Origin of the sequence: Winogradskyella damuponensis, assembly GCF_039538385.1 — a bacterium.
Classification (GTDB): domain Bacteria; phylum Bacteroidota; class Bacteroidia; order Flavobacteriales; family Flavobacteriaceae; genus Winogradskyella; species Winogradskyella damuponensis.
The window spans coordinates 192,949-205,786 of record NZ_BAABCB010000002.1; the positions used below are offsets into that span (position 1 = coordinate 192,949).

Genomic DNA, 12,838 nt, shown 5'->3' on the forward strand with positions numbered 1-12,838 from the left:
TTCTGAATTAATTCAGAGTTTAAAAAATGCCTTTCTTAATAGAGAGGCATTTTTTTGTTTCTAAATCTTTAATAGCATATATTTATTTTATAATCCAATTGTAATTCATGTCTAACACAATAAAAGTGCTTTTGTTGAAGTACGGAATTCCTAGCCTTGCTGTTATAGTAATTGCTGTGCAGTTCTTTTTTGTAAATACACAAAGTCTTAATAAATGGAAAGGTGGTGGTTATGGTATGTACACAGGAATCCATTATTACTACAATCAGATATATATTCCAGGCATGTCAGTGGATTCTCTGATTGCAAATAATAATGAAATGGAAAGGGTTTTTAAGCATTTAAAATTAATGCCTAATGATGATAATTTAATGAGCGCTGCAGAATTTGTAGTAAAAAAAACTCACAAAGACAGTATTCATATTCAGATATGGAAACCATCCGTTAATTCAAAAAATGGTGTCTATTCGAGAGCTTTGGTCAATGAGATCTATTTTAAAAAAACAAGCCTGTGATATATTGGATAGGTATAAAAGAGAAATTAAATAATCACATTGAGCTTGCAAGTCAGTTGCTGCTTTTAATGCTTGGAATCTATATTTCTATTATGTCTGAAAAATATGGTATATGGAAAACTCCAGTGCTTTTTCTAGGCTTATTTTGTTGGTTTTTCTTTCGTCACAAGACAAAGCATCCTATTATTTGGATGGTCTTTTCTGCACTACTGGTTTTTGATCTTTATCTCATGTATTTGAGAGTGGCAAATCATCATTTTGTGTTAACATTTATGACGCTTTCTGTTTTATGTTATCGCTATCATAAACGTAGTGATATACTTTTAAAAAACATTCAGATACTTTTGGTTATTGTTATATTGGCGTCGGTTTTGCAAAAACTAATATCTAATCAGTTTATAAGTGGTAACTTCTATTATTATATGTTGAATAGAGGTTTTCTGTTTGACCCTTTTTTAGGATTTTTTCCTGAAATTTCAGAGGTAACAAAAAGCAATACGGAAAGTTTAATAGCCTTGCAAGCTACAGATCCCAATATTGGTGAAAGCATTGTTTTAAAAGATGTATTTCCAAATCTTGGTGTAATTAGTCAAGTATTTGCAATGCTGACTATTGCTATGGAATTTATTGTTGCAATTGCTATTTTATGGAAACCTAAAAGTAGGTGGACGCATTTGCTTTTTATAATGATGATTATAGGTATACTTTGTACGCGATTAGAAACAGGTTTTATGGCCTTGCTTGCCATTTCTGGCTTGTTTTTGTGCAACAATATTAAATTGAGATTATTGTATGCAATAATAGCAATGTTTTGTGTTGTTTTAGTCGTGACTAAACTTGGCTTTCATTAGCTATAATATAGTTGCGTGTATAGATATCAGAAAGTTTACTGATGAATAGGTTTAACCTGTTTTGAGAATTTGTTCTCTTTTATTATAGCCTAAAGATATGTTGATGTATAAGTAATCTATTGTGTTACTCGTTTGTTGAGGTAAAACTTATTTTGTCACCAATAGCCAATTGCCATGCGTCAGAAAGCCCAGCATTAATTTCTAAAACATATTTAGCAGGAGCTTCTGATGGAAGAGAGGTTTCATCCATAGGCTTTGCATTTTTTTGAAAACTAACGATAGATAAATCGTTATCTATATAAATAATATCTAAAGGGATTTTAGTGTTTTTCATATAGAAACTTCGCATTTGCATATTAGGAAATACAAATAACATACCTTGATTGGTTTCAAGTTTCGTTCTATACATTAAGCCTGTTTGGGTGGTATATTCGTCATCTGCAATTTCAATATCTAAGGTCTTTATTACAGAGTCGGAATCTGCTTTTTTAAGCATTAAAACACCTTCTTTTTTGAAACTCACAACAACTTTGTCTTCAGATTTGGTTGTCTTTTCTTCTTTACAAGATGCAAACAAAGTACAAATTAAAACAATAAATACAGATTTTAAATAGAGTTGAACTTTCATTAGCTCAATTTGGTTTTTGGTTTATAGATAAACATGAAGTATAGTCCAATTAATACAAACGGAATACTTAACAACTGTCCTGTATTAAGAAGCCAATCTGCACGTTCTGGATTTTGAGCTTCTTTTACAAACTCTACAAAGAATCTTACAGTCCATAATAAGACTAAAAACAAGCCAAATAAAAAGCCTTGTTGTTCAGATTTTTTTGTTTTCCAATAGAAGTAAAAGAGAATTAGAAATACAAAAACATAACAGAATGCTTCATACAATTGTGCCGGATGTCTAGGTTGTGTTTCGCCTAATTGTTTAAACACAACGCCAAAATCACTTCCGGTATATTTACCTATAATTTCAGAATTAATAAAGTTCCCAATTCTAACAAATACAGCTCCTAAAGCAACAGGGATTACCACGCGATCTAAAATCCAAAGTACTGTTTTGTGTAATACTTTTTTATTGTATAAGTACATAGAAATAATCATTGCAATTGCTGCGCCATGACTAGCCAAGCCTTGAAAGCCAGTAAACTCAAATCCTCCTTTAAATTTAAAAGGTAAAAAGATGCTAAAGAAATCTTCTGTAATGAGTTCTGGTTGGTAAAATATAACGTGGCCTAATCTTGCACCAAGCATAATTCCTAAAACAGAATAAATAAATAAGGAGTCTAATGATTCCTCAGATTGACCTTCGTTTTTATAGATACGTTTAGTGATTTGAAAGCCTAAAATAAAGGCTGTAATCCACATAAGACTATAAAAGTGAAGTTTAAAAAATCCTAAATCTATAAACTTAATAGGATCCCAATCAATTTGTAATAAAAACATAAATATTCTATTTTATGAGGTAAAGATAATATTTTGAAAGGGATTGAAAATGAGATTAACGTAAAATTAGTCTTCTTTTGAAGGAACTTGAATAAATCCTCTTTTTATCAAAGATTGTAGTGGATAAAAAATAGATGAAGCATCTTTTTTAGTGATTGAGTTAACTGTAGTTCTAGATAAGTTTTTAGTTGTCATCTTTTTTCGGAACTGGATCAAAACCACTACCTCCCCAGGGCGACGGAACGTAAAAAAAATGTACGGGGTACATTTTTAGAGAACGGGCGAGCAGGCGCGTTGGCGAATTTTTAGTTGTCATCCTTTCTCGGAACTGGATCAAAACCACTACCTCCCCAGGGATGACAACTAAAAATCCGTTTTAAAGCCAACCAACCGCCTTTAAAAAAACCATGTACTTCAAGTGCTTCTTTTGCATAGTGAGAACATGTTGGTTGGTACCTGCAAGTCGCAGGAGTCATTGGTGAAATAAATATTTGGTATAATTTAATCAGTAATAAAAAAGGATATGTTAAAAGTTTCTTCACGATTAGTTTGTCGTAAAAGTTGTGCCTTCTCTACTATCATTAAGTTTAATACCTGCTTCAGCCAATTCGTCTCTAATTTTATCAGACAGTGCAAAATCTTTGTTTAATCGGGCTTCTTTTCTAAGGTTAATTAGAATTTCTACTGCACTCGCTAGTTTGTCGCTACCAGTATTTGTTTTAGAAATATTTACCAAGCCAAGCACGTCAAACACAAAAATGTTAATGGTGCTTTTTAAAGATTCTAAATCTGTAGATGTTATGCTAGCACTTCCATCTTTAATTTGATTAATAAATTTTACAGCTTCAAAAAGTGTGGCAATTAAAATAGGAGTATTAAAATCATCATTCATCGCATCGTAGCATTTTTGCTTCCATTCAGCAACATTAAATGAAGATGTAGAACTTGTTTTTAAATTATCAATTAAGGAAATCGCATCCATAAGTCTGTGAAATCCTTTTTCGGCAGCTGCCAAACCATCATCTGTTAAATCTAAAATACTTCTGTAAGATGCTTGCATCATAAAAAATCGAATGACGCTTGGATTGTATGCTTTAGACATAATATCATTGTCTCCTGAAAGTAATTCAGCTGGATTTATATAATTTCCAGTAGATTTACTCATACGAGCTCCATTCAATTCAAGCATATTGGCATGCATCCAATATTTTACGGGATCTTGACCTTTTGCGGCTTGATTTTGGGCAATTTCACATTCGTGATGCGGAAACTTTAAATCCATTCCGCCTCCATGAATATCAAAATACTCACCAAGATATTTAGTACTCATAGCAGTACATTCTAAATGCCAACCAGGAAAACCATCACTCCAAGGTGAAGGCCAGCGCATTATATGTGTTGGTTCTGCTTTTTTCCAAAGGGCAAAGTCTTGTGGGTTTTTCTTATCGCTCTGACCGTCAAGTGCTCGGGTGTTATGTATTAAGTCTTCTAATTTACGTTTGCTTAAAATACCATATTCATTAGATTCATTGTATTTATGCACATCAAAATAAACCGAACCATTAACAACATAGCCAAAACCATTATCAATTATAGATTGAATTAACTCTATCTGTTCAATAATGTGACCTGTAGCAGTAGGTTCAATACTTGGAGGTAAAAAGTTAAAAGTGTTGAGTACATTATGAAAATCTACAGTATAACGCTGTACTATTTCCATAGGTTCAATAGCTTCTAATCTGGCTTTTTTTGTAATTTTATCTTCACCTACATCTGCATCATTTTCTAAATGACCAGCATCTGTGATGTTTCGAACATAACGCACTTTATAACCTAAATGTTTAAGGTAGCGAAAAATCATATCGAAAGACATAAATGTTCTCACATTACCTAAATGCACATTACTGTATACTGTTGGGCCGCAAACATACATTCCAACATAGCCATCAGTTATAGGTTGAAAAATTTCTTTTTCACCAGAAAGTGTATTGTATAATTTTATTTGATTTGTATTATATAATGACATGATGCGATTTTGAAAAATGAATCAATAAATTGAATTAGTGTGTTGAGTGAAAAAATTAAAATTGTGTATCTAATTTAATGTAGTCTAAAAACTCTCGTCTTGTTTCTTTAGATTTAAATTGACCTCCAAATTCTGAAGTAACAGTGCTACTTTCAATATCTCTTATGCCACGAGAATTAACACATAAATGTTTTGCGTCAATAACACAAGCCACATCTTCTGTATTTAAAACACTTTGAAGCTCTTTAACAATTTGAATCGTTAGTCGCTCTTGTACCTGTGGTCGTTTGGCAAAATAATCTACTATTCTGTTCATTTTAGATAAGCCAACAACAGTCCCGTTAGATATATACGCAACATGTGCTCGTCCAACAATAGGTAATAGGTGGTGTTCGCAGGTTGAGTAAACTGTGATGTTTTTTTCAACAAGCATTTCGCCGTATTTATACTTATTGTCAAATGTTGAGGCGTTTGGTTTTTTATCCGGATTTAGACCTCCAAAAATCTCATTAACAAACATTTTGGCAACTCTGTTTGGAGTGCCTTTAAGACTATCATCATTTAAATCTAAACCTAGAGTTTCTAAAATATGTTTAACATCACTTTTAATAATGTCAATTTTGTCATTGTTAGAAAGTTTAAAAGCATCAGCTCTTAATGGTGTGTCGCTAGATGATCCTATGTGATTATCACCTAAAGCATCTATATCGTTAAAATCACTATTGATTTTCATTGTAAAATAAATTGGTTTTCAGTTTTTAAAAGCAAGTGGCAAAGATAAGCAATAAAAATAGCATCATATAGGTAGGGAAATTAATTATATAACTGTTATATAATAAAAACCGTTAAAATGTCATTATCCTTGGTGAATTAACATAGGTTTTATTAAAATTTTCTTAATTTTCGAAACTTTAAAAAATCCATTTGAACAATGAAAAAACTAATGATTATTCTTACTCTGATACTCATGCCTTTATGTATGTTTAGCCAGCAGTCCAAACAAAAAAATCCAGTTCCTTTGGCAAAATTTAATGACAATGTAAAGTTGCCATTAACAGCTACTGAGCGTGCTCAGATTATAGAGGTTTATGGTGAATTTGCTGATAAATATGTTTTTAACAATCCACATAGGCTTAGGAGTATTAAACATATTCTTAGAAATAGAGTAGAGATTAAATTAGTAACTGATGAAAAAAATAAAAAAGCGTGTCCTAAATTATCTGAGGTGTCCGTTTTTGATGGTTTTGTTTCAGAACTAAAACGAGATGAAAACTTTAATCCTAATACTTTTAATCCACTAAAGTATAATTTTGAATTTCATTCTAGAGCAGCAGCGATGTATCAGGTAAATGGTACAAATTATTATATCATTATTAAGTCTCAATATCAATAAAATTATAAACATGAAGTATATAATTACTATAATTTCTATATTATTTACATCGCTAATGTTGGCTCAGGATGTAAATATGCAAACAGCAACAGTTAGTCAATGTGGTGGGGTTTTTTACGATTCAGGAGGTGAATTTGGCAACTATGGAGATGGTGAAAATTTTATCCTAACATTATGTCCTGAAAATCCAGGTCAGAAAATACAATTAGATTTTACCGAATTTGTAACACAGGTAAACCAAGATATTATGTCTATTTTTGATGGAGATAGTGTTGCGGCAACCTCTTTTGGTGATTTTTCAGGTTCTAATAGTCCTGGTTTAGTACAGCCTACTGAGGATAATACTTCAGGGTGTATAACAATTCAATTCGTTTCAAATGCAGCTGGTAATATAAATGGTTGGGAAGCGAATATCGCTTGTTTAACACCATGCCAAACTATTAATTCTCAGATTGATTCTACATCTCCTGCTCCAAACGGAGATGGCTATATAAGAGTATGTCCTAATGAAGATATTACTTTAAATGGAAGCGGTGTGTTTTCTGTTGATGGAGCTGGTGCTACTTATGAGTGGGATTTAGGTGATGGTAATACAGCATCTGGCCAAAGCGTAACTTTTTCGTATCCTGATCCAGGCGTATATATTGTAAATCTAAATATACGTGATGCAAATACTTCAATTGATCCACTTGGATGTGATAATAACAATTTAATTAACCAAGTTATTCAAGTTGCTACTGAACCTGATTTTTCAGGAACAGGCGCAGCAAACTCTGTGCTTTGTTATGGAGAGAGTACTGATATAACAGGTGAAGTTGAAGCTGTTGAATTTATTAATAACTGTACACCTCCTGTGAGTGGTATTACATTTTTACCAGATGGAAGTGGGGCGGTTTACGAGACATCTATAACTGTAGATTGTTATGATTCTGCACAAGCTTTAACAGATATTAGTCAATTGATTAGTATTTGTGTAACCATGGAGCATTCGTATTTAGGAGATTTAGATATAGAGATAATATCGCCTAACGGACAAGTTGTTAGGATGCATGATCAAGGTGGTTCTAGTGCAAATTTAGGTATTCCATGGGCAACGGGAACAGTTGATGGAAATAGTGGTAATACAACACCAGGAGAAGGTCGTCAGTATTGTTTTGTACCTGTTGGTGGATTTCCAACTTTGGTTGGAGGTATTCAAACTGGCGGTACGTTTCCTAACGGAGATGGGCCTGGAACTTACAATGATTCTTATGTTCCAGCAGGAACTTATAGTTCTATAAACTCTTTAGAGGGGCTTCTTGGTTCGCCTTTAAATGGAGATTGGACGATTAGAGTTGTTGATAATATTGGAGCAGATAACGGACATATTTTTGCTTGGAGTATTGAGTTTGATCCTAATTTACAACCACCAGAGCTTTCTTTTACACCTGTAATTGAGACTGAAGCATGGGATGCAGATGCTACAATAACAGGTACTGCAGGAAACATAATAACAGTTCAGCCACCAACAGCTGGTTTGTATTGTTATACTTATAGAGTTACAGATGATTTTGGTTGTGAATATACGCAGGAAGTTTGTGTTGAGGTATTACCAGAGGTAATTACGGAAGCGCCTGATGATTTATTTGTTTGTGATACTGGTGCTCCTCCTTATATTTTTGAATTAGATTCTAATACTCCAGTAGTTCTAGCAAGCGCACCTAACCCTAGTGAGTTAATTGTTACCTACCATAATTCACTTATTGATGCTGAAGCTGATGTTAATGCTATGGCTGATTTGAGTAATTATTCAGGAACAGATGGGGAAATTATATTTATTAGGGTAGAATATCTAAATTCTGGGTGTTATGAAATATTACCATTCTCTTTAAATGTAGCTGGCCAACCTACCATCAATCCTGCTCTAGATTTAGAATTATGTGATGATTTAAGTAATGATGGTTTTGAAGAGTTTGATTTAAGCGTNTTTTGAAATACAAAGGAAAAATCTATTAACTACTAAAGCTCTATTTTATTTACCTAAGCAAAAACCGTTTAATATTTTAGTTTTGAATTGAGAATAGAGATTTAGCTAGGTGACTTATAATATAATTCTTTAAAAAGAATAAATATTATTTTTTCTTTTTAAAGATACTATCTAGAATAGTGTTAATCCCTAGAAATAAGAAAACAATAGCACCAATGCAGAGTATAAAGGCTATAATTAGAAGCGGTATATAAAGTGGTTTTTCGCTATTATCTAATGCTAAATGTAATAATGTCGGACCTGCGAACATGAGTCCTAAACAAATTCCTAATCGTTTTAATCCTTTCGCTAATAGGTCTCTGTCTGTTCTATTATTTTCGTCCATGGGTAATACTATCTCTTACATTTTTATGTTTACTTAATAATATAGCTGCTTCTGCTTCTGAAATGTTTAGTTCTGTCATAATCATTTTTGTAGCTCTATTTACTAATTTGTCATTGCTAAGCTGCATATCTACCATTTTATTGCCTTTCACTTTGCCTAGCTGGATCATTGCAGTTGTAGTAATCATATTAAGAACTAGTTTTTGAGCTGTACCAGCTTTCATTCTTGAACTTCCTGTTAAAAACTCAGGGCCTACAATAATTTCAATAGGAAATTGAGCAGTTAAAGATAAAGGGCTATTATGATTACAAGTAATACAACCTGTTATAATATTATGTTCATTGCTTTTTTCTAAGGCACTAATAACATATGGGGTTGTGCCTGAAGCAGCTATACCAATGACAATATCTTTATTAGAAATATGATGTGCTTGTAAATCTAACCAACCTTGACTAGTTGAATCTTCGGCATTTTCTACAGCTTTTCTTATAGCATTATCTCCGCCTGCAATCAAACCGATTACCAAGTCATGAGGTACACCAAATGTAGGTGGACATTCAGAAGCATCAAGAATACCTAATCTTCCGCTAGTACCAGCTCCTAAATAAAATAACCTTCCTCCACTTTTGAGTTTAGAAACAACTTGGGCAATTAGTGTTTCTATTTGTGGCAATGCTTTTTCTACAGCTAAAGGAACCGTTTGATCTTCTTTATTTATAAGTGTTATAATCTCGTTAATTGACATTTTTTCGAGATCATTATAGTTTGAGTCTTGTTCAGTGGTTTTTATAAAATTCATGCCTTAAAGGTAAGAAATAATTTTGGCGGATTAGGAGCATAAATGATTGAAAAAAGGTTAAATATATTCGCTATTAAATTTCAAAAAGTGAAGGATTAAACCAAAGTAATTGTGAGAAATCACATCAAAAATAGAAGGTTAGGCATGTTTTATAATAAATGTTAATTGTTTGATTTAAATTGTTGTTATCTAGTGGTTTATTGGTTTTTTTTACTTTCAAATTTCGGTAAATGCCAAATATAGAATCTTTTTATGCATATGATCTTCTACTATCTTAGAAGTCTTTAATACATAGTATTTAACTAATCCAAAATTCAAAACCAATGAAAAAAATTACAATTTATTTAATGATGCTAATTAGTGTCTCTGCTTTTTCGCAAATTGAAATTGTTGACAATTTCAATTCTGAGTCAAGCGGATCTGCACCTACAAACTGGACAGGTGAGATGCAGACTACTGCTAGTTATATTTGTGATGGTGAAGGACTAAGCGCATGGTCCTTTTTGCCGGCAGGTAATACTGCTAGTATGGTATCACAGAATTACACTGGGATATCTAATGGAACAAATCTTACGGCTAACTTTTCTTATAATATTTTTGAGAGAAGTAGTCAGTTTCCTGGAGCACAAAATGTGAATCCAACTACAGATTGGGGAAGTTTAGTTTTTGAATATTCTACAGATGGTGGAACAACATGGACAAACATATCTACGATAGATGATTCTAATTACACTTTCACTGATGCTAGTACGTGTCAATCAGCGAGTGTTTCAGTGGGAACAATAGCAAGTGGAAGTGATTTTCAAGTACGATTTTTGTTTAATCTTGTGAATGTTGCAGGGTTTAGAACAATAGTAGTAATAGATAATATATCTATAACTCAAGAAGCAGATGCAATACCTAATTGTGATGCTGTATTATTATCTCCTTTAAATGGTGCAGATGATGCAGATACAGATGTTTCAATAACTTGGCAAGCAGCTACAGGTCTCGCTACAGGTTATACCGTTTCTGTAGGTACAACTTCAGGTGGTACAGATATTGTTAATGGAGTAATAACGACTGAAACAAGTTATGATTTAACAGGATTAAGTTATGTTACACCGTATTATGTAAACATTGTACCTTTTAATAGTATTGGTGATGCTATTGGTTGTAATGAAGAAAGCTTTACAACACGTTCGGCACCTTTAATAGGAGCTACGTGTAGTAGTCCAATAGTTGTTTCTTCTTTTCCCTATATAGAATCAAATGGTGATACAGCTAACTACGAAAATAATATTGATGTTAGTCCATGTAATAATACATATATGAAAGGTAATGATGTTTTTTATGAAATTACACCAACTACTGATATGTCAATTAATATAGAAGTTAATAGTATTCTTCCAGATACAGGTAATAGAGCAGGAGTACATGTTGTTCAAGGGTGTCCTGATGTTGCTACGGAATGTGTAGATTATATTGGGTCTTACTCAGGAGCTTCAAGAAGTTTATTAGATGTTGTATTATTATCAGGTAATACTTATTATGTCGTTCTAAGTTCTTCAAATGCAAATAGCACGTATGGATATAGTTTAATAATTACACAAAACAGTTGTATTAATCCAACACTAGGAGCATTAACTCCAATTGCAGATTGTGATAATGATGAATTCTCTGTAGATGTAGAGATTTCTTATTTAGGGAGTGCAACATTTTTAACCTTATCTGATGATTTTTCAGGTACATCTGACATTACTAATATTAGTTCTACAGGTATTGTAACAGCAGGACCATACCCAAGTGGTACAATTGTTAATTTCACATTAACTAACGATGGTGATGACGGATTATGTTCTTATACTAATTCTACATTCTTTTACTGTCCACCTTCAAATGATGATTGTGTTAATGCTATAGATTTAACAGCTACAATTAATTCAGATGACTCTTGTAGTTTATTTACAAGCGCAACTAATACAGGAGCTACAGAATCTATTGCAGATCCAAGTGCTTGTACATCATCTAACACTAATGATGTGTGGTTTAGTTTTACAGCTTCTTCTGAAATTATGATTTTAGAATATTTAAATGCAGAATCAGCTCCTGGTTTTCCAAATGGTGGAACTTTTCAATCAACAGAACTATTATCAGGAACTTGTGGGGCATTTACAAGCTTGTTATGTTCTTCTTCAGCATACGTCACTTTTAGTGGTTTAACAATTAATGAGACTTACTACATTAGGAGTAAAACTAATATAGGTAGCTCTCAGCAAAATTATGATATCTGTTTAAGAGAGGCACCAGTTGCACCAGCAAACGATGAGTGTTTAGATGCAGTAACTTTATTGGTACCTACAGTAGAAGGCGCTACAGAACTAGTTTCAGGTACGCTTGTTGGTTCAACCTTATCTTCAGATAATTCTTGTGACACTTCAAATGTTGGTGATGTTTGGTATGTGTTAAACCCTACTGTAACAGGTGTCTATGAGTTTTCTATTGCAGAGAACCCTACTTTACAAGATGGATCTGTTTCATATTCCATTTATGAAGGAACTTGTGGTGCCTTAGTCTCTAAAATACCCTCTTGTACTAACTCAAGTGAAATCATAACATTAAATATGGGATCTACTTATTATGCTATGGTTCAATCTAGCCAATCTTATCCTGGGATTACTTTTGATTTAGATATCACTAAATTACCAGATGCAGTTGCTAATAGTGATTGTGCATCATCAATTTCTATAATAGAATCTACTGATGAAACTGGTAATAATGCTATTTCTGGAAATATAAATGTTACTAGTATCGCTTATAATTCACCAGAAGGTTGTGAAAGTTCTTCTTCAGAATCTGTTTGGTATTCACTAACACCTCAGTATACAGGGACGTATCATTTTGACTTTACAAGAGTAAGTGGTAGTGCAAATTATACAGTATATAATACAGGTGATTGCTCGCAAACAACGAGTGCTGGTTATGTACCTGGTATTACAAGTTGTTCTAATAGTGGTTTAACACCAAAAACAGGAGATTTGGTAGCAGGAAACACATACCTAATTTTGATCCATTCTTCTAGTGCTGCAGAATACAGTTTCTTTGCGTATGCTGATGAATTGTTAAATGTTGATGCAAATGATTTTGAAACATTTAAGTATTACCCTAATCCAGTAAAAAATACATTAACTGTAGAGGCAAATAATGCAATATCACAAATTGGTATCTATAATATTGTTGGTCAGAAAGTAAAAGAGATGACTCCAAATACATTAACGACTTCAATTAATATGAATGAGTTAAATAAAGGAGTTTATTTTGTAACAATAATTATGAATAATTCTCAAAAGACCTTTAGAGTTATAAAGGAATAACTTTAGATCGTTGGATTAATAGCAGGAAGAGCAACATAAAATGTTGCTCTTTTTTTTTAATTATATCACATCACATAATACTCAAAAGCGTTATTCTT

General features: G+C 32.6%; 12 protein-coding genes. 5 read left to right on the forward strand and 7 right to left on the reverse strand.

Annotated features, from left to right (window positions below; all coding sequences use genetic code 11):
- Nucleotides 1-107: 107 nt before the first annotated feature.
- Nucleotides 108-515: a hypothetical protein gene (locus tag ABD730_RS01000; protein ID WP_334470290.1), complete on the forward strand. Its 408-nt coding sequence runs from the start codon at nucleotides 108-110 to the stop codon at nucleotides 513-515.
- Nucleotides 512-1,366 (forward strand): hypothetical protein, encoded by an 855-nt coding sequence (locus tag ABD730_RS01005; RefSeq protein WP_344711940.1) that lies wholly within the window; start codon nucleotides 512-514, stop codon nucleotides 1,364-1,366. Before ABD730_RS01000 ends, ABD730_RS01005 begins: the two co-directional genes overlap by 4 nt.
- Nucleotides 1,367-1,490: 124 nt before the next feature.
- Here ABD730_RS01005 and ABD730_RS01010 read toward each other — a convergent pair whose 3' ends face one another.
- The 5 genes from ABD730_RS01010 to folE form a co-directional block, all read right to left on the reverse strand.
- Entirely contained in the window at nucleotides 1,491-1,994 is a 504-nt protein-coding gene (locus ABD730_RS01010; protein ID WP_344711942.1) for a DUF192 domain-containing protein, read from the reverse strand.
- Nucleotides 1,994-2,818 (reverse strand): prolipoprotein diacylglyceryl transferase, encoded by an 825-nt coding sequence (gene lgt / locus ABD730_RS01015; protein WP_334470284.1) that lies wholly within the window; start codon nucleotides 2,816-2,818, stop codon nucleotides 1,994-1,996. The genes ABD730_RS01010 and lgt overlap by 1 nt, the downstream gene beginning before the upstream one ends.
- A 305-nt stretch (nucleotides 2,819-3,123) precedes the next feature.
- A complete protein-coding gene (gene yidD / locus ABD730_RS01020; protein WP_215927785.1) occupies nucleotides 3,124-3,360 on the reverse strand; it encodes a membrane protein insertion efficiency factor YidD in 237 nt (78 codons plus the stop codon).
- 2 nt (nucleotides 3,361-3,362) lie between these two features.
- Nucleotides 3,363-4,844 (reverse strand): cysteine--tRNA ligase, encoded by a 1,482-nt coding sequence (gene cysS, locus ABD730_RS01025; RefSeq protein WP_344711944.1) that lies wholly within the window; start codon nucleotides 4,842-4,844, stop codon nucleotides 3,363-3,365.
- Between the two features lie 55 nt (nucleotides 4,845-4,899).
- Nucleotides 4,900-5,577, reverse strand: a complete 678-nt coding sequence (folE, locus tag ABD730_RS01030; RefSeq protein ID WP_215927789.1) for a GTP cyclohydrolase I FolE — start codon at nucleotides 5,575-5,577, stop codon at nucleotides 4,900-4,902.
- A gap of 198 nt (nucleotides 5,578-5,775) precedes the next feature.
- Between folE and ABD730_RS01035 the strand changes: the two genes are divergently transcribed.
- Together ABD730_RS01035 and ABD730_RS01040 are read left to right on the forward strand one after the other, a co-directional pair.
- Nucleotides 5,776-6,237, forward strand: coding sequence for a hypothetical protein (locus tag ABD730_RS01035; RefSeq protein WP_344711946.1), 462 nt, complete (start codon nucleotides 5,776-5,778; stop codon nucleotides 6,235-6,237).
- A gap of 76 nt (nucleotides 6,238-6,313) precedes the next feature.
- On the forward strand, nucleotides 6,314-8,209 hold the full coding sequence (locus tag ABD730_RS01040; RefSeq protein ID WP_425583497.1) for a PKD domain-containing protein: 1,896 nt from the start codon (nucleotides 6,314-6,316) through the stop codon (nucleotides 8,207-8,209).
- A 139-nt stretch (nucleotides 8,210-8,348) separates the two neighbouring features.
- Here ABD730_RS01040 and ABD730_RS01045 read toward each other — a convergent pair whose 3' ends face one another.
- Nucleotides 8,349-8,588, reverse strand: a complete 240-nt coding sequence (locus ABD730_RS01045; RefSeq protein ID WP_344711950.1) for a DUF6095 family protein — start codon at nucleotides 8,586-8,588, stop codon at nucleotides 8,349-8,351.
- Complete coding sequence (gene murQ / locus ABD730_RS01050) at nucleotides 8,575-9,387, reverse strand: N-acetylmuramic acid 6-phosphate etherase (protein WP_344711952.1); 813 nt, start codon at nucleotides 9,385-9,387, stop codon at nucleotides 8,575-8,577. Before murQ ends, ABD730_RS01045 begins: the two co-directional genes overlap by 14 nt.
- Nucleotides 9,388-9,710: 323 nt before the next feature.
- On the opposite strand from murQ, the gene ABD730_RS01055 reads away from it, so the two are divergent.
- Nucleotides 9,711-12,740 (forward strand): T9SS type A sorting domain-containing protein, encoded by a 3,030-nt coding sequence (locus ABD730_RS01055; RefSeq protein WP_344711954.1) that lies wholly within the window; start codon nucleotides 9,711-9,713, stop codon nucleotides 12,738-12,740.
- Nucleotides 12,741-12,838: the final 98 nt, after the last annotated feature.